The sequence below is a fragment of the Paenibacillus radicibacter genome (assembly GCF_024721995.1).
Lineage (GTDB): Bacteria > Bacillota > Bacilli > Paenibacillales > NBRC-103111 > Paenibacillus_AM > Paenibacillus_AM radicibacter.
On record NZ_JANQBC010000013.1, the window covers coordinates 128580 to 149083 of the forward strand.

Annotated in this window: 18 protein-coding genes; 4 read left to right on the forward strand and 14 right to left on the reverse strand. The window is 42.6% G+C overall.

Translation table 11 applies throughout. The features are described from left to right. The first annotated feature begins 3 nt into the window (after nucleotides 1-3). Nucleotides 4-1434 (forward strand): menaquinone biosynthesis decarboxylase, encoded by a 1431-nt coding sequence (locus NV379_RS21725; protein WP_258209443.1) that lies wholly within the window; start codon nucleotides 4-6, stop codon nucleotides 1432-1434. Further along, nucleotides 1418-2296 (forward strand): UbiA-like polyprenyltransferase, encoded by an 879-nt coding sequence (locus tag NV379_RS21730; RefSeq protein WP_258209444.1) that lies wholly within the window; start codon nucleotides 1418-1420, stop codon nucleotides 2294-2296. Before NV379_RS21725 ends, NV379_RS21730 begins: the two co-directional genes overlap by 17 nt. A gap of 57 nt (nucleotides 2297-2353) precedes the next feature. Here the strand turns inward: NV379_RS21730 and NV379_RS21735 are convergent, their stop codons facing one another. Beyond that, on the reverse strand, nucleotides 2354-4612 hold the full coding sequence (locus tag NV379_RS21735) for a 5'-nucleotidase C-terminal domain-containing protein (RefSeq protein WP_373426146.1): 2259 nt from the start codon (nucleotides 4610-4612) through the stop codon (nucleotides 2354-2356). Between the two features lie 824 nt (nucleotides 4613-5436). Between NV379_RS21735 and NV379_RS21740 the strand changes: the two genes are divergently transcribed. Together NV379_RS21740 and NV379_RS21745 are read left to right on the forward strand one after the other, a co-directional pair. Continuing rightward, on the forward strand, nucleotides 5437-6264 hold the full coding sequence (locus NV379_RS21740) for a DUF6973 domain-containing protein (RefSeq protein WP_258209445.1): 828 nt from the start codon (nucleotides 5437-5439) through the stop codon (nucleotides 6262-6264). Between the two features lie 109 nt (nucleotides 6265-6373). Next, nucleotides 6374-6814, forward strand: a complete 441-nt coding sequence (locus tag NV379_RS21745; RefSeq protein WP_258209446.1) for a hypothetical protein — start codon at nucleotides 6374-6376, stop codon at nucleotides 6812-6814. 101 nt (nucleotides 6815-6915) lie between these two features. On the opposite strand, the gene NV379_RS21750 is transcribed toward NV379_RS21745, so the two are convergent. From NV379_RS21750 to baiCD, 13 genes are all read right to left on the reverse strand, one after another. Further along, nucleotides 6916-7059, reverse strand: a complete 144-nt coding sequence (locus tag NV379_RS21750; protein ID WP_258209447.1) for a hypothetical protein — start codon at nucleotides 7057-7059, stop codon at nucleotides 6916-6918. A 231-nt stretch (nucleotides 7060-7290) separates the two neighbouring features. Further along, entirely contained in the window at nucleotides 7291-8271 is a 981-nt protein-coding gene (locus tag NV379_RS21755) for a polyprenyl synthetase family protein (protein WP_258209448.1), read from the reverse strand. After that, nucleotides 8258-8710 (reverse strand): hypothetical protein, encoded by a 453-nt coding sequence (locus tag NV379_RS21760; protein WP_258209449.1) that lies wholly within the window; start codon nucleotides 8708-8710, stop codon nucleotides 8258-8260. The genes NV379_RS21755 and NV379_RS21760 overlap by 14 nt, the downstream gene beginning before the upstream one ends. A gap of 103 nt (nucleotides 8711-8813) precedes the next feature. Then, nucleotides 8814-10655, reverse strand: coding sequence for an FAD-dependent oxidoreductase (locus NV379_RS21765; RefSeq protein WP_258209450.1), 1842 nt, complete (start codon nucleotides 10653-10655; stop codon nucleotides 8814-8816). 119 nt (nucleotides 10656-10774) lie between these two features. Next, complete coding sequence (locus tag NV379_RS21770; protein ID WP_258209451.1) at nucleotides 10775-11650, reverse strand: FMN-binding protein; 876 nt, start codon at nucleotides 11648-11650, stop codon at nucleotides 10775-10777. A 210-nt stretch (nucleotides 11651-11860) separates the two neighbouring features. Then, nucleotides 11861-13381 carry an FGGY-family carbohydrate kinase gene (locus NV379_RS21775; protein ID WP_258209452.1) on the reverse strand — a complete coding sequence of 507 codons (1521 nt, stop codon included), beginning with the start codon at nucleotides 13379-13381 and terminating at the stop codon, nucleotides 11861-11863. A 30-nt stretch (nucleotides 13382-13411) separates the two neighbouring features. After that, a complete protein-coding gene (locus NV379_RS21780; protein ID WP_258209453.1) occupies nucleotides 13412-13735 on the reverse strand; it encodes a YnfA family protein in 324 nt (107 codons plus the stop codon). A gap of 18 nt (nucleotides 13736-13753) precedes the next feature. Continuing rightward, nucleotides 13754-14551, reverse strand: a complete 798-nt coding sequence (locus tag NV379_RS21785; RefSeq protein WP_258209454.1) for an SDR family oxidoreductase — start codon at nucleotides 14549-14551, stop codon at nucleotides 13754-13756. Nucleotides 14552-14576: 25 nt separating this feature from the next. Continuing rightward, nucleotides 14577-15278 (reverse strand): Cthe_2314 family HEPN domain-containing protein, encoded by a 702-nt coding sequence (locus tag NV379_RS21790; protein ID WP_258209531.1) that lies wholly within the window; start codon nucleotides 15276-15278, stop codon nucleotides 14577-14579. 24 nt (nucleotides 15279-15302) lie between these two features. Then, the gene (locus NV379_RS21795) at nucleotides 15303-16256 is read right to left on the reverse strand and encodes a COX15/CtaA family protein (protein WP_258209455.1); all 954 of its coding nucleotides are present in this window, start codon (nucleotides 16254-16256) and stop codon (nucleotides 15303-15305) included. A 155-nt stretch (nucleotides 16257-16411) separates the two neighbouring features. Further along, a complete protein-coding gene (locus tag NV379_RS21800; protein WP_258209456.1) occupies nucleotides 16412-16756 on the reverse strand; it encodes a thioredoxin family protein in 345 nt (114 codons plus the stop codon). 30 nt (nucleotides 16757-16786) lie between these two features. Then, nucleotides 16787-18355: a copper amine oxidase N-terminal domain-containing protein gene (locus tag NV379_RS21805; RefSeq protein WP_258209457.1), complete on the reverse strand. Its 1569-nt coding sequence runs from the start codon at nucleotides 18353-18355 to the stop codon at nucleotides 16787-16789. A 159-nt stretch (nucleotides 18356-18514) separates the two neighbouring features. Beyond that, the gene (baiCD, locus tag NV379_RS21810; protein WP_258209458.1) at nucleotides 18515-20452 is read right to left on the reverse strand and encodes a bile acid Fe-S flavoenzyme BaiCD; all 1938 of its coding nucleotides are present in this window, start codon (nucleotides 20450-20452) and stop codon (nucleotides 18515-18517) included. Nucleotides 20453-20504: the final 52 nt, after the last annotated feature.

Sequence of the window (20504 nt, forward strand, 5' to 3'; positions counted from 1 at the left end):
CTTATGGCTTATCAGGACTTGCAACACTTCATCCAAGATTTAAATAAGCGGGGACTACTCCACTCTATTGATGTGGAAGTCGACAGCTACCTCGAAATGACGGAGATTGCAGACCGCGTTGTGAAGCAGCGCGGGAACGCACTCCTTTTTACAAAAGTGAAAAACTCGAACTACCCCGTGCTGATGAATAGTATGGGGTCTTACGAGCGTATGGCGCTTGCATTGGGACTTAATAAGCTTGATGACATTGCAGAGGTCATGCAGGCGTTTATGAGCTTATGGAAGTCGAATGCTGGTGATGGTCAGGCGCTGAAGGACTATTTTCCGAGAAAGATAGATATTGATGTTATGGCGCCATGCCAAGAAGTGATCGAAGAACCGAATCTGGATGAACTACCGATTCTCCATAGTTGGCCGCAGGATGGCGGACGAGCGATCACACTTCCCCTTGTCATCACACAAGACCCGGAGACGGGACAGCAGAATGTCGGGATGTATCGCTTGCATGTATTCGATCAGCGAACGACAGGCATTCACTGGCATTGGCATAAAGACGGACGAGAAGCGTACGAGAAGTATCGGAGAATGGGACATAAACGGATGCCTGTGGCAGTCGCACTTGGCGGCGATCCTGCTCTCATTTATTCGGCCACTGCACCACTGCCTAAAGAGATTGATGAGATGTTGTTTGCAGGATTTTTGCGTAAAGAACCTATCCGCGTTGTGAAATGTGTGACCAGTGATATCCTAGTACCAGCTGATGCGGAATTTGTGCTTGAGGGCTATGTGGAACTGGATGAAATGCGTGCGGAAGGCCCATATGCGAATCACACGGGGTATTACTCGGCTGTGGATGACTTTCCGGTCTTTCATATTGAGAAGGTGACGCGGAAGATGAAACCTGTGTATCCGACGACGATTGTTGGGCAACCACCACAAGAGAACTGTTATATCGCCAAAGCGACGGAACGAACGATGGTTCCTGTCCTTCGCAGCTTACTACCTGAGATTGTAGACATACACTTACCGCTTGAAGGTATCTTTAACAATTGTGCGATCGTCTCAATCAAGAAGGCGTATCCGAAGCATGCCCAGAAAGTTATGTATGGATTATGGGGACTTAAGCACATGATGTATACGAAGATGCTTATCGTTGTAGATGAACAAGTGAGTCCGCATGATGTCTCCAAAGTGATGTGGAAGGTGTTTAACAATATTGATCCGAAACGCGATTTGGTCCTCTCAGAAGGGCCGCTGGATCTGCTCGATTGTGCATCGAATACGGCGCATTATGGGCATAGGCTCGGTATTGATGCGACGAAGAAATGGGCTAGTGAAGGTCATACACGTAATTGGCCAGATGATGTTGTCATGCCAGATTCGATCAAGACGAAAGTAGACGAAAGATGGGCTGCATATGGTTTTGTTAAGTAAAATTTATCATAAAACACGGATGTTCGGAGAGCTTGTTATGTTCTCGCATACGTTATTCTCGCTTCCATTTGCGATTATATCCATTGTATGGGCTGCTGGAGGCGTCCCGCCACTATATGTCATGATGTGGTCACTCATTGCGCTCATCGGTGCGAGGAACGGCGCTAACGCGTTTAATCGGCTTGTCGACAAGCAGTTCGATGCGCTGAATCCACGTACCGCTCACCGCCACTTGCCAAGAATGCTGCTTCAAGATAAAGAAGTTGCGGTCTTCATCATATTGAATTACTTGTTATTTATATTCGCGGCATACATGCTGAATCCACTCTGCTTCGCCTTGTCGCCCGTGGCGATCATTCTGATCTCCTCCTATTCGTACACGAAGCGATTCACATGGTTATGTCACTTGTACTTAGGATTTACAATTGCATCTGCACCTGTTGGCGCTTGGTTCGCTGTGACCGGTCAGTTCGCCTTCACACCGTTTATCTTAGGGACGATTATTATGCTGTGGATTGCTGGCTTCGATATTGTGTACGCGACCCAAGACATTGAATTTGATCGGAAGAATGGTCTATGGTCTGTACCTAGCATCTTCGGACTCGAAGACGCACTCTTTATCGCAAGAAGCTTCCACCTGATTATGATGCTCCTCCTCGTGTGCTTATACTGGATTCAACATATGGGATGGCTGTACTTAGTCGGACTTGGTATTGCACTCATCCTGCTCCTAGCCGAGCACCGCGTTATTAAACCGAGCAACCCGAAGCTGATGAAGCTGGCGTCTTATAAGCTTAATCAAGTGATTAGCATGGTGATCTTAGTATTCACGATGGCGGATTACTTTTTGTTACGTGGATAGGAAATAAAGAAGCGCATGCCTTTGAGGGGCATGCGCTTTTATTATTATTAATTATGATTACTGAACTGTTACATGAGATGGACCCACGTAAGCAATTTTTCCATTGAAGGAAATTTTCAACCAGCCTTTTTCCATGCCTAGTACTTCAAGTACTGTTCCCTTAGGTACGGACGCGAAAACTTTTGCATCATAAGATGCACCAGCACGAACGTTAAGGAAGGATGCCGTTACAACACCTTGTTTGGAAGCTTCCGGCTTCTCTACTACAGGCTCCGTAACTGGCTTCTCAACAGGCTTAGTTTCTTCAACAGGTTTCTTATCGTCAACCGGCTTCTTGTCCTCTGTACCCGTTCCTGCTGCCTTAAGAGCCGCATTCACTTTGCTGTACAACTCACCAGTTGTTTGTACACCTGCAAATTGCTCTGGAGCAAGTTTTGCATTCTTCGCAAGTTCTTCGATCATTTCTTTCGTTACTGCATCTTTAATGTTAATGGAAGCCACATTCGTGAACTTGCCATCTTCTGTTTTTGGAACCCCTAGAATGCCTTTATTGATCAGTTCTACAACATCTGCACGCTCAGGTGCTGCTGTATCGATACCGAGTACTTTCCAGTTATCTTGAACTTTTGGCTCGTATACGCCATTCTTTTCTTCTTTCAGGTATTTAATCGCAAGGTTACGAATAATACCTTCTGTCTCGCCGTAAGCACTCTCATCTTTGGAAGACCACAATTGTTCGAACTTACGACCTTCAAGTGCGCCGCCTTTCGCTTGAAGAAATTCCATACGGTATGCATTCATACCTAGAGTCAACTTGTCTTCTGGTTTAATCGGTGTTCCATCATGCTTGCGTACATTCGTAATTCGGTCACCGTAAGGCTTCGTTAAATCGATCTCGTACTTCACACCGCCGAAGAAATCATTCGTGCTGTACTTGGATGCACGACGCTTATTGTCAAAGCTGATCGTTACATCGCCCGGACGCGTGGAATTGAAGTAGCCAGCAGACCATTCCATATAATCTTTCAGGTCTTTACCTGTTACTCTATAGTTCGTAATTTCACCTAACGCGTATTGATAGTTATAAGCAATATCTTTCTTCTTAATCGCACCAATGTCTAAACGTGCTTTGTCATTGTCGATCTGATGCGCAACAACGTCTGCTTTACTGTAATGCAGCATCACGTCATTGAAGAAGTCCGCAAGGCGCGTTTCTTGAATTTGAACTTGTGGAATACCTTCAATCTCGTTCTTAGGAACAAGGTTCATGCCTTTAAGCTCAGCAACTACGATGTTCGCATCTGCACGAGCATGCTCGTGGAACGGGTGAAGCTTTTTCTCAAGATCAGCATCAGAAGTTGTGAAACTGCCATCCGCTTGTTTAACTGGAAGTGCAGTAGCTTCTTTACTTTTCAGAACCATCTTGCCGTTCTCTTTTACAAAAGTAAGGTCAATACGGGAAATATGTGTACCGTATTTGTCTGGTTCAGTAATTAGAACACCATTTACTTCTTCCTTCTTCACAAGCTTGTGCATGTGACCTGCAAAAATAGCAGTAAGCTCAGGGTTGCCATTGGCAATATCCGCTACACCTGTACCTGGTCTGCCATTTTCATTTTCCAAGCCCATATGCATAAGACCGATAGTTGCATCGACTTTGCCTTCAAGCTCTTTAATTGCTTTTTTCGTTTCATCAACTGGATTCGTGAATACGATACCGTTAACGTGATCTGTACCTTTTTCAAACTCTGCAGTCATCGGTGTATCCATACCAATTACCCCGATTTTCACGCCTGCACGCTCAATAACCGTGGAAGCTGGCAAGAAACGCTCACCGTTCTCTTTATAAATGTTACCTGCTAAGATTGGCCCCTTGTACTGGCTGCTAATCTTCTCAAGTGTATCAAGTCCGAAGTTAAACTCATGGTTACCTAGCGCCCATGCGTCATAGCCCATTTCATTCATTGCAACCATCATTGGTGATTGTGGTTGGTCATTGAATAGCTCAGCTGAGTTGCCTTGAATACTGTCCCCTGCATCAAGCAAGATTGTATTCGGATTCTCTGCACGAACTTTCTTAATGATCGTAAGCAATTGTGTTAAACTGCCCGTATTATTCGCTGCATCCGTGGAATAGTCCCAAGGCATGAAACGTCCATGAATATCTGATGTACCTAGAAGCGTAATTTTCACTTCATCATTCTTTGCAGCTTCCGCCGCCTTAGCTGGTGCTGGAATGCTTGTAAATGCAGCTCCAACCATCGTTACAGCTAGTCCCAGACTTAAGAATTTTGTGATCATTTTCTTTGGATTCATCTTAATTGAGGTCTCCTTCGTATAAAGAAATATTGTTTGCGCTTACATGAAAGATGAACTTTTATTATAGACCATACGAATACTGCTGTACAAGCCTTTCACTGAAAGTACAAAAAGAATACAAATTTGTTCAAATACCACTCGCCTCGGGAAAAAATTCTTCCCTCAATAAATAACGATTTATCAAACTAAGGTTGACAGCTTATCCATAAATACATCATGAGCAGACTTCCATCCCAAACATTTACGAAGACGGTGATTAATAAGGGATACTACAAGCGTGAGTTCTTCATCCATTACTTTCGCTAAATCGTAGAACTCCTCAGCTAGTCACGACTGTATCGTGATGACCAAATTTCTTACTAATGTGGACCTCCTTGAGGCGTTGACGAATGAGTATGCCTACAAGAAACATCCCCCTCGTTTCCAGAGGTTTGCTTCGTTTCCCTTTAAGAGAGCTTGCCGTCATAGAACCAGAGTTAGTGTCTTAAAACATACCAATGTCTTTCCTTCCGCAACGACGCTTCCCTACTATTTGCTCCGGAGATAAATCTTCTCTAGTTTCTCACACAGCTCTGAGCTACCTCTGATATGATCTTACCTGTCAGCTAGCTTTCTGTGCATTCATAGCTTCATAGCAATTCACCGTGCTACCGCTTCTTTATTTTAGATGTCGCACTTCACATTTACAATCCGTTGTATAAAAACATGGACGTTAAAACCATTAAAGTATTAAATTATATTTTTTACATTTTTCCCCTTACTTCGACATATTCGCTATGATATTCTCATTTTGTAGTTAAATATGAAAGGAGATCAATCTATTGAAAAAACAATTTTTAGCTAAAGCAACAACCTTATCAATTCTTTCTTTATCTCTACTACTGCCAGGTACTTCATATGCTTATGCCAATGTAACAAACGGAACCTCATCCTATGCAAGTTATGAAATGGCTTCTTCACGAAGTTCAAGTAATGAACTTGAACTTATGAAAAATGACATTAAAAATTTGTTAGAGGAAAATCTTGAGGGTTCATCTCGAAACTTTGACGAAATGAGTAAATTTGTAAGTCCAGGAGACATTGAATTTATTCACCATATCATTGAATTAAAAAAAGAAAAGCCTCAATTAACACCAGAAGAAATTGTAGGAATGGTATTTACAAATCACGATAATGTACAGACTAGAGGCTTATTAAGCGAAGCGGGACAGAGTTGGAATAACTTAACAACAGATGAAAAGTGGTTAGTTGCTATGTATCCTGCGGAAGCTTTAATTGTGAATGCGGCAAAGAATAACACAGATGCACTCACAAACTCTTATTATCCAGGTTGGAAAGATGGTGATAAAGGGAACGCATTTAGACATGCTTTATGGAATGCGATAATGGCTTTAAATATTACAAAGAATTTGGCAGAAAAATTCGCAACTGCACATGAAAATCATGGATTAACTGACGATCAATATAGGGCAGAGGTTTGGAATGGGTTTAATGGATTACAACATAGAGCGATGGATTTACATAATAACGGAAAAGGCAGAGATTGTGTTAGTTGGTATGAAATCCCTTATGCAGTATCAAATACTGATCTTGCAGAAAGAGTTCAAACAAAAATTAATAATGGTGAAATGATTATTTTAAAAAAATAAGTTAGAATGAATTCATAATCAATAATAAAATAATTAATATAAGGAAGATCGAACTTGTGGGGAGTATGTGCAGGGAACGATCTTCCTTATAAAATTTATAGGAGAAAATATGAAAAAAAAAATAGTTACTATTGTAATAATATTAGTATTTATTTCATTAGGGTTAATTAGCTATTACTTTGCTAATACTCCTCCCACAAAAAGTGAAATTATTGAAACCAATATCAATGAACTAAAGAGCGAAGAAGAAATTGAATTTTCTAAAATCACTCCGTTTGTTTGGGATAAAGCATTTATTATAGAAGACCCCTTTACTGATACTAAAAATATTAATACGCTCGTAGGAGTTGAATGCAACCTACAAAGATTGGAGTCCGATATTAATAGAAGAATCGTCTTTATAAAAGATGGAAAATTCATTTATGATTTTATTTATGATATAAGAAAATTCAAATTCAATTCATTTGGAACCTTAGAATTAAGTAATTCGAGCAAAATACTAAAAGAGTTTAGTAGTAGTAAGCAAATTGTTTTGAATATAAAGCCATGATGAAAATATCTGATGCTCTTTATGCAACCGTTCCATAGATTCCAAATTCAGCAACCGCGCCTGTTTCCATATGTAATAAAACGTAATTCCATAAATCATTCTTATACTTTTTTTAACACATTTTCACTATTCAAGCGCTTTTTAACATCCTTTTTATCATGATCAATATAGCTACGACACTCACTCCGAAAAGCACAAAACGCATCCAGTTCTTCCTTCAAAAATTCATCTTCATCTTTATCCACCTCCATTCTAACAGACTGTGTTCAAAAGAATCACTTCTGGTCGCTGCTCCAATCGTGAATATTGAATTTATATCATGGTAATTTCACGATTTCAAAGGGGATCACTTTGTCCTATAGTTGATTCTTTTCTTCTTCGTTTAACTTTTTGAGCACATTCAAAAAAGGAAATATATGATTATTCGAGCTTAAAAAAGATGCTTTAAACCTTTCTCTCAGGTTCAAGCATCTTCTCTAGTGATCGCGTGCGGCGAAGTATCGCCATATTTGCTCTAAATCCTCGTGTGCCTCATATGCTTCTAACTGCCTTACGATGTCGCGTGCTTTGTCCATATAAGCTTCGCTCTGATTCAAGACCTGAGCCATTACGCCGCTCTTGCGAATCGCTTCTACGACGTCTGCAGCTTCCTCAGCAGGTGTGTCTGCATGTATCGCACGAATACGCGGGGCAAGATCAGGATCTTGCAGCGCATAAAGCACGGGTAGGGTCACTTGGCCGTTAATCAGATCCATACCGGCAGGTTTACCTAATTGCTCCGAGGATTGCGTGAAATCGAGGACATCATCTCTGATCTGAAAAGCCATGCCCACGTATTCACCGAAAGCATACAATTGTTCAATGACCGGCTGCTTCGCCTTTGCGATCTGAGCCCCAACTTGTAGACAAGCTGCCATGAGCACAGCGGTTTTGTTATTGCTTTTATCTAAATATGTTTCCATCGGAATATCATAATTATATTGGTTATTCAGCTGTTGGTATTCACCCAAGCACAACTTGCTTGTTGTAAAACCGGATAATTCACGAATGAATTGCTGTCCATCCTCACCGAATTGGGTTAGAAGTTCCACCACGCGCGCCATTAAGTAGTTCGCCACATGCACGGCTTTGTTCACATCTGTTGCTTTATGTAGGGCTTGTTGCCCTCGACGCGTGTCAGACTCATCAATAATATCGTCATGGATGAGAGAGGCGACGTGGATGAGTTCTGCTGCTGCAGCAAGCTGCAACACTTGTGTCTTACTAGCCTTATCTCCAAACCTGCTACCGACGATAACCATCATCGGTCGAAGCCTTTTGCCACCTGATGCGACAAGGTTCTCCACACTTTTTTGAATAATGGAATGCCTTGGTACATCACGGTCATACTTCACAATACGGAGCATTTCTTTATCAATTCGAGCGATGTCGATATGTAAAGCATTAGATAGCTTCATCGCTGACCCTCGCATAATTTTTATTTAAATATTGCTGGAATCGTTGTGTTAATAAAAAGTCCTTCTTATCGCCTTGTACCCGCGAAATTTGAATTTGCTTGTGTACAGGAGCGAGGAATGTGAGCAAACCAAAGAGCTCCCACTTCATTGCTAAATCATAGTACATGCTGCACAAATAATCGCCATCCAAGATGTGTTTCGTTAGCTGCCCGTCAGCCAAGCTTAATCCTTGATGCTTCATTAAAGACATATGAAGTAAAATATAGCAACCAAGTACGTGTTGACGCTGCAAACCTTCCATTTGGTACGACTCAATTAATTGAACCATATTGTGTAGAGCACGATAATCAGGTGTTAAAGTAACTTTTGCTTCTTGAGAAAGTGAATCTTGCAGCATTTGAATCGTATCCAGAAGCAATGGATGGTTTAATGATTTCATTTTGTTTATCCTCCCTTAGGAATAGAAAGGAGTAATGTACAGCTGAACACCGTCCACATTACTCCTTCCCGATCAACAAAGTCTATTCAATTATGAAGCTGAATTAATCAGCAAACAGGTACCATTTTTTAACCAAAGGAATCTTCTTCCAAATACGCTTAAGGCGTGGGATTACATAGTAGTCTAGGGACAATACGCTACCGGAACCGCCAATAAGTGCGATTGCTGCGAAGATGTACCATAGCATTTCGTATGGAGCCATACCGGATGTATAAATCATAAGCCCCATTGCAATAGTTCCAAGTGCAGCAAGTGGAGTGAACAAGCCTGCGATTAACATCAAGCCGAACACGATCTCACCGACAACCATACCTGTCTGGAAGATAGAAGCAAGTGCCGTAAAGCCACCATCTGCATTGTAGAAGAAGAGGTCCATCGAACCATTAACCATACTTGCGATGAAATCTGGAACTGGAAGAGCTGCAACTGCGTTAGCCGCTTCTCCCGCTGCACCTTCAGCTGCTTGAGAAGCCGCGGAAGCACCATCAACAACTTTAGCAGGAATCAAGAAGATATTGTTCGGATCTTCGATTACCTTACCAATCTTCTTCCAACCCTCAGTAAACCACATTGCACCGACGAAGATACGCAGTGGAACGAGCCAGAAGTTCGGTGTACGCTTGGATAGCAAGCCACCCACCATTGTACGGTTGTTCTTTATGTGGAAAAACTCATGCTTCATGTAAGAATAACATTTGTTAAAGCCAGCAACTTGGCATAGGTAGAACAAGTTAATAAAGTGCTTGAAGAACATCGCCATGAAGCCGCTGAACATGAACATTTTGTTACCAGAACCGATGTTAGCAACCCCGTAACGACCACCGATACATACCATCGTACCGTGGAACGTAGGCTTGTATGATTTTTTCTGTAAGTTGTATACATCTGCATGAATGTTGTGCGCAACTAGCGGTGCCGCAAGTTCCGCATTCTCAACCATTTGTGGAACTGGTCTTTCTTCACCTTCTGGAATATAGAAGATGTTATCCCCAACAACGAATACATTGTTGTGGTCAACGCTTTGAAGCTTGTCGTTTGTTAAGATACGTTTTCTACCTTGTTGAGATACATCTAGGTTACCCACTAGGTCTGAACCTTCAACACCCGCTGTCCAAACAACAGTTCTGGAGTTAAGCTCACCTTTATCACCAAGGATAACAGAGTTCGGAGTTACACCACTAATTTGTGTACCTGTGATCACTTCGATACCCATTTTGTCTAGGCGCTTTTGAGCTTTTTGGATCAGTTTATCTGGTAAAATTGGCAAAATTTTCGGTGCCATATCTGCAACTACAAGTCTTACTTCAGATGGATCTACGTAGAACTCTTGGCATAGCTGCTCTCTATACTCGCCAAGCTCACCGATCATCTCAATACCTGTGAAACCTGCACCTACAACAACGAAAGTAAGCATTTCTGCGCGAGCTTTAGGGTCCGTTTCTTTCGTTGCTTGCTCGAACATGTTACGGATTTGATGCTTCAATGTTACTGCATTCTCAAATGACCATAGGGAGAATGCATGCTCTTCTGCACCTGGGATACCGAAGAAGGATGGCTTGCTACCTGTACCGATTACGAGGTAATCGTAGTCATAAGTCTTGCTCGATTTCGAGTGAAGCTTATTGCCTTTGAAGTCGATGTTGTCGATATCATCAAGAACAACGTCCACACCGCGGCCAGCAAACACTTTTTTCAAATCAACTTTAATTGAATCTTCTTCAACACGGCACGCCGCTACTTCATGAAGCTCAGTCAGTAAAGTGTGATAAGGTTTTTTATCGATAAGCGTGATTTTGAATCCCGCATCTTTTTTAAATTTCTTAGCTAGTTTTTTAGCCGTTAGGATACCGCCGTATCCGCCGCCTAATACTATGATATTTTTCACAATTTTTCACCTCTTGGGTTTATTTAGGATATTCCTTGTAGCAAACCGCAAGCGCAAACACGATTAGATCGCATTTGCGCTTGTGATGTTGTAACCCAAACTTACATGTTTAGATTTAATTACTTCTTCGCATTTTTCAATGCTTCTTCAACTAATTGGAAGAAATCTTTAACGTTGATGGAAACGCCAGTGATTGCATCTGTTGTACCATCATCTTTAAGTGTTGCAGCTTTGGGATCTTGTTTCTCGATCAAGAATGCTTCAGCTTTTTCAGCTTCTTCATACCATTCACCTTGAGCTTTAGCTTTTTCTTTCATGCCGTACTTACCAGCTTTATCAAGCGTCTTCTTGTCGTCGCCGCCATCTTTATTCACACCGTTCCAGTTCACTGCAACGATTTTACCGTTCAATACTGTAAGGTCAACTTTGTACTTCCAGCCAGAATCAGCGAATGCTGCTTGCTCTGCATGGTAAGCACCATCTTTGTAAGGACCAGCTTCAACTGGACCAGCTGCTAGTGCTTTAGTAACTAACGTTGTGAAACCTTTAACTTTGATGGATACACCAGATACTGCATCTGTGTGACCTTCTTCATCTTTCAAAGCGAGCGCTGCAAGGTCTTGTTTTTCAACTAAGAACTTTTCAACCTTTTCAGCTTGCTCGTGCCATTCAGATTGAGCTTTACCTTTTTCTTTCATACCGTACTTACCAGTTTTGGAAAGTTCTTTTTTATCAGGACCTGCAGCTTTACTTACTTCAGTCCAGTTAACGTCAGTGATTTTGCCGTCTTTAACATTAAGGACTACAGCGCCCTTCATGCCTTTTTCGTCATATTCACTTTCAGCATAATATGCGCCATCTTTGTATTTACCTTGTTCAGCATTTTGTCCCGCTGCTGGAGATGGTGAAGCTGCATTTTTGTTAGCATTGCCGCCGCAACCTGCAAGTAAACCAACAATCAATACTGCTGCTAAAATCGTTGATAGTTTTCTCATTGTGTAATGTCCCCCCGCTTTTTAATTCAAAAACATTGTAACACGTTTCACAAACAGCCTATGTATAAAAAATCACAGACTTTTGTACAACCACTATCAAACCACTGACACGACAGCCTTTTTCAAAAAAAATAAAGGCACGATAACAGGTTTATCCCCTGTTTTCATGTCTTTATTTTTTGTAAAGATTAACTAATAATGAGTGCCAATTTATAACAATTTTTGTTGATAGAACTGTCGCAATGGTTTCTGCAGCACCATATATCCATCTTGATATATTTGTTGATACTGTTGATGATGCTGTATATTCGGCTCTATGACACGATCTAGCGCTAGTCGTGACTGTTCGGACCCAATATGTCTCACTGCTTCATCCGTACTTGCAAATAGACCCGCTCCCATTCCACCAATCATCGCCGCACCCAGCAGTCCTGCCTCTGAAACGTTCGAGATTACCATTGTACATCCAGATACGTCAGCTTTAGCTTGCATCAGGTGCAAATTACGCGTTCCTCCGCCTACAGCAATTACTCGATCAATCGTCTCACCGGCAACTTTTTCAGCCACACGACGAATCGATTCCATCTCATAAGCAAGTCCTTCGAGCACAGCCTTGAGCATATCGCCTTTATCATGCTGCTTCGCAAGTCCGATAAATGCTGCTTTAGCAGATGGGTCTGATTGCGGCGCACCGCTGCCTGACAAATACGGATAGTACAGAATACCTGTCGGACCTAACTTCGTGCGAGATAATAACTGCGCCATCTGCTCATAAGTCAGCTCTTGATCCGCAAGTTTCGTTCGAAGCCATTCCACTGACCCGCCAGAAGCATTAATGCCGCCCATCCAGAAGTTGCGATTACCGCCTGCCACATGGCATCCGTATGAAAGTCCCGTATCAAATTCCACTTTACCTAATGGACGATCTGGCAGTACACCAATCAATGTTTCAGCCGTTCCCATTGAATCAAACACAATACCCGGATGAATAGCGCCTACAGACAATGCCGCGCATACATGATCATGTCCACCGATTGCAACAGTTGTAGATCCATGTACACCGAGCTCTGCCGCAAGTTCATTCTTCACCGTTCCAATCGAAGTACCTGCAGGCACCACATCAGGGAACAAGTCCGACTCCAATCCGAAATGGCGAATCCAATCTACATCCCAACTCTTCGTATCGATCCGATAAGCAAATGTACGAGCTGCCAGTGTGTAGTCTGTTGCCATCTTACCTGTTAAGCGATATGTAATGTAGTCAGCCATGGATAGCCACTTCGCATTCGTCAAATTCACTTGTTCATGTTCACGAAGCCACAGTAGCTTAGCTAAACCCTGCTTGTAACTAGCGCGTAGTCCAGATTTGGCAAAGCGATCAAGTGGATCGCACTCACGACCGATTCGCTCCGCTTGATCCTTCGTTCGTGTATCGAACCAAGGGATAATAACGGAGCGCGGTTTATCGGATTGTACATCCAGTACGAGTCCCGCCTCCGCCATGCTCGTAATACCGATACCGGAAATTTCACTAGGCTTGGCAGCTTGAGCCGCTTCTTGAATAACTTCTGCTACGGTGCGCCACAATGTTTCCGGTTCGTAATAATAGTGCCCTTCACTTGTCTGCTGCGTCGGTGTGGGTCTACTGGCAATTCGAATCGTTGAACCGTTGCCCGCAAACAAACCTGCCTTAATATTCGTTGTGCCTACATCAATTCCAAGTAACTTCATTCGTTCCTTGCCCCCTCTTCCATCCTTGCATTAATTCCGAGGTGCCCACAACATGATGCTAACTCCAACTAGACAGACAGCAGCCCCGATCCAGTCATACATATCCGGTGTTTTCTTATCGACTAACCAGCCCCAGAATACAGCCAATATGACAAAAACTCCTCCATAAGCAGCGTAAACGCGGCCAAATGAAGGGAAGTTCTGTAAGGTAGGTATGATGCCATAGGCGATTAGAATTACACTTCCAACAATGCCGTACCAATACGGCTTCGATTCTCTAAGCCACAACCAGACGAGATAACCCCCGCCAATCTCAGCTAAGCCTGCTACAATAAATAGTACGATAGCTAACAACTTCTTACACGCCCTTCATTATTCTAAAGATGTCGCCTTCTTCTTTACAGGAATCGTCTTAATCGGGTCTAACCCGCCCGTAATATCAATGACATTCCCCGTAATGAAGTCAGACTGTGGCAAGCATAGGAAGGCGATCATTCGTGACACATCTTCACCTGTACCTGGTCGTCCTCGCGGTGTTTCTTCATCAATGATATGTAGGGCCTCTGCAATCATCTTCTCTTTGTTTGCGCCTCGAATGTCACCCGGTGCGATCATATTGACTGTAATACCATTTGCTGCTTCTTCTTCTGCGAGTGTCTTTGTAAAAGAAACGAGTCCGACCTTCGCAGCTGCATATACAGCTCGATGCGGCCAACCTCTCGCTTCACTTGCTCGTCCAAACCCAAAGTGAATAATACGTCCCCATCCAGATGTTCGCATATGCGGCAATACAAGTGCATCGAGTTGCATAACACTAAGCAAATTTCCCCGAACCAAGTAGTCAATCTCTTCTAAACTGTAGTCTGCAAATAGTCTGCGTTCACGTACGAACGGACCTGCATTGTTTACTAGAATATCAATGCCACCAAGAAGTCGCTGCGTCTCATCGACTAGTCGATGAACATCTGCCGTAATAGATACATCTGCTTGAATCGCAACTGCCTGAACGCCTACCTCTTGAATTTGGCTCACGAGGAGATGTGCTTCGTTAACACTATGTACATAGTTCACTGCAATATCATAGCCTTGATGGGCTAGTGCCATCGCAGTTGTACGACCAAGTCCTGAGCTGCTGCCCGTTATGAGCGCAACTTTACGCTGTTCTATCATGGTCTCCCCTCCATGCCATCTGATGCTATTTTCGAATATAAGTAAATACGGTTAGTAGGCAGCGACATACCATCTCATACGCAGCATGCAAGTTCTGTGCATGTTCTTTCGCGTTCTCAATGCGGATTCGATCGTCATCTTGTCCTTCTACAAGACGCGAAAGAGCCAAATCGTCCATCATATCCATATTGATGTAGTGAATTTCCATATTGCGCTGCTTGCGTAATTTCGCAAGTACATCCTTATGGTCTTGCTTCAACATAAATAAATCATCATTTAACTTCACATGCAGATGATTCTGATACATATTACGAAGAACCGTAAAGAACGAATACTTGATCTTCATCTTCTCGGTTTGCAGTCCTAACGACTCGTTCATGAAGTAACCCAATTTATCAAGAAGTGAGAACACGCGGATCAGACCATTTTTATAAAAATAAACAAAGCGATAATAGTCCATCTTCTCTTGCTCTGTCATCTCTTCAAGCAGTGGCTTGCTCACTTTCTCAGCAAATCGCCTAGCACAGTAAGTGCTCTGCTCCAGCTCATTGACGCCATCCACAAAAGCTGCGCACCAAAGTTCAAGCAAGCGCATTTTCTCAAGAGGAACAGTGAGGTTCGTCCGTCCTTCGGACAGGCCATGCTCCACATCACGAATCGCATCAAACACATGTTGTAGCTCTTCATTATTCACTCTTGGCGATTCATCGAATAGAAAACGCAGCATAACTCTCACCTCGGATACACAAGATTAGGAACGGAAGTTATTCTTCTTCGAGACATTTAATTGTTGTGCAAAATGTGCATAGATCGTAAGTACGCACAAATAGCTTAGAATCGCAAACAATCCTGAAATTAACACTGCATGAATTAACGCTGTTACCAAATACCAATCACTTTGTAAGGTGAATGTCACAGATGCACCACTGAAAATTTGTGCAACGAGCAGTCCAAGTGCCCACCAAGCGCCAATACGAACTTGCTCAATATCACGGAAACGAGTTACCGCAATCCTTACGACAACGATCGTGTATAGCAATAAGGCAAGTGCAATCACACGATGGGTGAATATAACACCTGTTGCACCTGTTAATTCGGGAATGATTTCCCCATTACAGAGCGGCCAACCTGAGCAACCGCCTGATGATTCTGTATGACGCACATAAGCGCCAAAGTATACAGCTACATATGTAAAAATTAGTGTTCCCCAAATCATAGCTGCAAAGCCAAGGGACATTTTGCGAAGAGACTGTGCGGCTTCCGCTGTGTTGTAATTCCCCCATTTTGTAAACACAAGCCATAATAATAAGGTGAAAGCAAATGCAATAAGTGATATACCAAAATGTAAGGCTTTAACGATTGAAGTTGGTTCAGATAGCGCTGCCATTGCGCCTAGATAAGCTTGAATAATCGTGAACAATCCTGCACCTGCTGAGAACCACTTCGCATCTTTACGCTTAATATAAATCCAGACCAATATAGTCGTAGCAAGCAGTAGTAGTCCTGCCGCTCCTGACACATAACGATGACTATACTCAATAAATTTCGAAATCGTAAATGCTGGAATAAACTCTCCATGACATAGCGGCCATGTATCACCGCAAGCTTTACCTGAATCGGTCTTCGTTACGATGGCGCCGCCAATAAGTACGAATAACATCATGAGTGTTGTAAGGAAAGATAAGGTTTTTATACGTTTTTCCAAAAATAAACACGCCCTGTCTCGATTGATTCCACCCTTAATTATAGCGATATTCTGAAAGCAATGCTATTCACAATTGTGACAAACGATTGAAGGGCAAATGCAAAAAAAGACATGTTTCAGATTAAATCTGATAACATGTCTCTTTGCGTCTAGCCTTACTTGCTTAACTCTGTGGAAACTGCAATCGCACGATCAACGAATTGCTCGATTTCTTCACGTGTCTTACGTAATTTACTTACGAAACGAACAACTTCTTGGCCGTTACGGAATGCAATAAAGCTTGGGATACCAAGGATGTTAAGCTCATCACACAAATCCAGTACCTCATCACGATCAAGCTCAATGAAAGTTACTTGATCTGCATATTGTTTCTCTAAATCCGGCATAAAAGGATCGATGAAATGACAATCCTTGCACCATACCGCTTTAAATACCGCAATCGTCAATTTATCACCTGCGATAATATCACGGAATTGCTGCTCTTGATTTACTTTTTGCATGTTGATCCCCTCAAGCTTTCCTACAATGTGTTAGTCACGAGTAATCGTCACTAGCTGCGCTTCTTCGTTCCATGCTACTTTTGCGCCAAATTGGTCAGCAATGAAGCGAAGTGGAACAAAAGTAGAACCATTTTTGAGTGTTGCAGCTGCGTCCATATCCACGGATTTACCATCCACAAGCGCAGTTTTAGAATCAATTGTTAAAACAATGACTTTACCTGTCCACTCATCAGTAATTGTAATTTTGTTTGCAGCTTCATCCCATTTTACTAAACCGTCCAAGCTTTGTGCAACAAAACGAGCAGGTACCATCGTTGTGTCACTGTTTGCTTTATAAGGTGTTGGGAAACCATAATCCTCTGCGTCTGCTTCATCTTCAACGAACAAGTTAATGTTCTTCTTCGTTACTTTGAAGTCGTTCACAAGAAGCTTATACACATCAGATTGCGTATCCAAGTTTTTCAACATTTTCGGAAGAGATAGTGAATCTGCTCCGTTTGGATCTGCAGGATTAACTACGATCGCGCCAGCAGATGTATCAATTGTATCCACTTTCACTGGCTTATTTACGTTCCAATATTCATTCGTTACTTTAACATTAATCGATTTAGGTGCTGATTTATCGATACCCTCAGGCATTTTTACGTTAAACTCGACGTTTTGCTTGCGGATATTAAGTGAACTGTCCACAGCAACGTCGAATTTAATGCCGGAATCTTTAAGTAGGCTTGTAGAGAATGCATCTTCTTTCGCAAGGCTATCTAAACCTTCGATAACTTTTGGAAGTTCAGCAACGATTGCTTGGTAGATGAAACCTACTGCAAGCTCTTTCTTCTCGAACATCGCTGGAAGCTCTCCTGCTTCTGGCGCTTGTTTCATTGCTTCTTTTACAATTGGAAGACCCACATCATATAAGCTGCCGATTAGGTCTTTCAAACCTTTCTCGTCTTTAGAGATGTTCGTTAATAGTTCCTTCACGAATTGAATGATGTCAGCGCCATTTAGCTCACCATGCAAATTCACTAAGCTTACGCTTTCGCCATTAATTTTCTCAGTAACAGATTTAACGGAAACACCTTTAGGTGTTGTTGCGTTCTTCACGAAGAAGTCTGCAAATGTAGGTGCTAATTCTTTAATCTTGTCTTGAAGTTCTTTCTGGTTTAAACCACTTTGTGCAAATAACATTAGCGTTGCATCATCTTGTCCTTTTAGATCCAAGACGATTGGCTTCTTCGCACCTTCGATTTGAATGGTCATTGCGTTCTTGTCTACTGCAAATTTAAACGGAACCGTACGTGTTCCAATACTTAACTTACCAGTTGTAGATACATTCTCATCTTGCTGCTTTGTATTGTCAAAAGTAAGTTTAATAGATTTAATAAGTTCAAACATTGCTTTATCTTCCGCAGGCAATGAAGAATTGTCACCAGGAACAACTTCAATTGCAATCGTTGAATTGGACTCAGAAGATGTTACTTTCATCCCATTTACCATTACTTTACTTGCATCAAATCCCGCCAAACTTGAGCAGCCTGTAAGCACCAAGAGCATTACTGCTAGACTCGCGCTTAGAAGCAATTTCCATTTTTTCAACAACATCTTACCACTCCCTATGTATGTATTGAGTTAATAGTCATAACTCTACAAATGTTTATACGTAAGAATACGAGAATAGTCGCACAAAATTGTAAATTGATCTTTACAATTAAAATCGACACCGAATCAAATTCCAGCGCCGTCTTCGTAAAAACACAATATTTAAAGCGCTCTAGCTGCATGATCTGCTTCTGCAATTGCATTGAGCGCACGTCTTGCCTTAAGTGCATCGCCCACAACATGACAGGGTATGCCCATAGCCTCACACTGCTCTTCTAATGCCTTCGTCGGAGTCGATCTTACACCAATCGCAATAACAACCGAGTCACATGCAATCTCCTGAAGCTTACCGCCATGCTCGACTACAACTTTGCCCTCTTCAATCGATATACATTTCGCCTCAACCATCGGAGTGATGCCTGCCATGTAGATGTTCTCCATCACACAGATTTTGCGAAGTTGACCTAGATCAGCAGCGACTTCACGATTCATCTCGACAACTGTTACTTTCTGGTGCTCTTTCTCAGCAAGAAGTTCTGCAACTTCAAGTCCAACGAGTCCACCACCTACAACAACAACATGCCCCTTAGGCTTCACTTTGCCTTTAAGCACATCATGCGAATTGCTGACATGCGGCAGATTTACACCTGGAATTGCAGGAATGATCGACTCTGCACCAATTGCAATAATCGCTGCATCTGGCTTGATCTCTTCAATTAAAGCTGGCGTTACAGGCGTATTCAGACGAATTTCCACACCTACTCGGCGTGCTTCTCCACCTTCCCATACGGCTGCAGCTGTCATCTCTTCCTTACGAGGAGCTACACCTGCGAGCAGGAACTGACCACCAAGCGTATCGGTTGCTTCACATAGAATCGGATGATGCCCACGATGTTTAAGGGTAATTGCTGCATGTAATCCACCCATGCCACCACCTGCGATGAGCACCTTCTTCGGTGCTGTCGTCTTCTGTAATTCCATCTCGCGTTCGCGTCCAAGAGCAGGATTGCGGAGACATGTAATGTACGGCTGGTTCGGATCACAGAATCCATCAAAGCATCCTTGGTTGCACCCTACACAGCGAACAATCTCATCTTCAAGCCCTGCCATCGCCTTGTTGCAGAATTCAGGGTCAGCAAGCTGTGCACGACCAATGACCACCATGTCTGCTTTATCTGCTGCTAGAATGTCCTCTGCTAACTGAGGTTCGTTAATGCGACCTACAGCAATCGTCGGCAGCCCTACTTCCGCACGGATTTGCGCAGCATTATCTACGTTAAAACCTTGTGGAATGTCCACTGGAGGCACTTCATATTTAATCGCTGCTGTGATGATATTGCCACGCGATACGTCTAGCACATCAACACCTGCTTCTTTCGCCAACTTGCAGTAGGCGATTGTGTCTTCAATCGTAAGACCACCCTCTAGATAGTCATCATGTGCATCGACACGCATGAAGATTGGCATCTCACCCGGTACATTGTTACGAATTTCACGTATTACAGCAAGCGGAAATCGGCATCGATTTTCAAAAGATCCCCCATACTCATCTTGTCGATGATTCAGCGCTGGGCTTAGGAACGAATGCAGCATATAGTTATGGGCACTATGAATCTCCACACAATCAAAACCTGCTTCAACTGCCCGTCTAGCCGCCGCACCAAAAGCTTGTACAACCTCATCAATCACTTCGATCGATGCCCCAGGAATCGTGTACTCTGGACTTACTGGCATATCACTTGGCAAAATCACCATCGCTGATGAGTCACCACTAACCGCAAGTCCACCCTGCCATAATTGCAAAGACGATTTCCCGCCTGCTTCGCGAATTGCATCTGCCATTTTACGAAGACCAGGAATGAATTTATCATCTGATATATTTAAAAATTTCGCCGGCGCACTTGGAGCATGCACACTGCAAACCTCTACAATATTGAGTCCACAACCACCTTTTACGCGAGCAACATGGTAATCGATCAGCTGCTGCGTCACATACCCTTGCGTATCTGCCATCTTCGTTCCCATTGCTGGAAAAATTACGCGGTTCTTAAGCTCTAACCCTTTTAATTGAATTTTGCTAAATAACTGTTTGAATTTCATATCGATCTGTCTCCCTTCGATCTTAGGAATCTAATGTTTGACTTGATACCGA

Bases quoted from the DNA above. Each gene is read 5' to 3' on its own strand.
- baiCD (WP_258209458.1), bottom strand. From the start codon at position 20,452: ATGAAATTCAAACAGTTATTTAGCAAAATTCAATTAAAAGGGTTAGAG.
- NV379_RS21755 (WP_258209448.1), bottom strand. From the start codon at position 8,271: ATGAAGCTATCTAATGCTTTACATATCGACATCGCTCGAATTGATAAA.
- NV379_RS21735 (WP_373426146.1), bottom strand. From the start codon at position 4,612: ATGAATCCAAAGAAAATGATCACAAAATTCTTAAGTCTGGGACTAGCT.
- NV379_RS21775 (WP_258209452.1), bottom strand. From the start codon at position 13,381: ATGAAGTTACTTGGAATTGATGTAGGCACAACGAATATTAAGGCAGGT.
- NV379_RS21725 (WP_258209443.1), top strand. From the start codon at position 4: ATGGCTTATCAGGACTTGCAACACTTCATCCAAGATTTAAATAAGCGG.
- NV379_RS21785 (WP_258209454.1), bottom strand. From the start codon at position 14,551: ATGATAGAACAGCGTAAAGTTGCGCTCATAACGGGCAGCAGCTCAGGA.
- NV379_RS21745 (WP_258209446.1), top strand. From the start codon at position 6,374: ATGAAAAAAAAAATAGTTACTATTGTAATAATATTAGTATTTATTTCA.
- NV379_RS21790 (WP_258209531.1), bottom strand. From the start codon at position 15,278: ATGCTGCGTTTTCTATTCGATGAATCGCCAAGAGTGAATAATGAAGAG.
- NV379_RS21805 (WP_258209457.1), bottom strand. From the start codon at position 18,355: ATGTTGTTGAAAAAATGGAAATTGCTTCTAAGCGCGAGTCTAGCAGTA.
- NV379_RS21770 (WP_258209451.1), bottom strand. From the start codon at position 11,650: ATGAGAAAACTATCAACGATTTTAGCAGCAGTATTGATTGTTGGTTTA.
- NV379_RS21760 (WP_258209449.1), bottom strand. From the start codon at position 8,710: ATGAAATCATTAAACCATCCATTGCTTCTGGATACGATTCAAATGCTG.
- NV379_RS21730 (WP_258209444.1), top strand. From the start codon at position 1,418: ATGGTTTTGTTAAGTAAAATTTATCATAAAACACGGATGTTCGGAGAG.
- NV379_RS21800 (WP_258209456.1), bottom strand. From the start codon at position 16,756: ATGCAAAAAGTAAATCAAGAGCAGCAATTCCGTGATATTATCGCAGGT.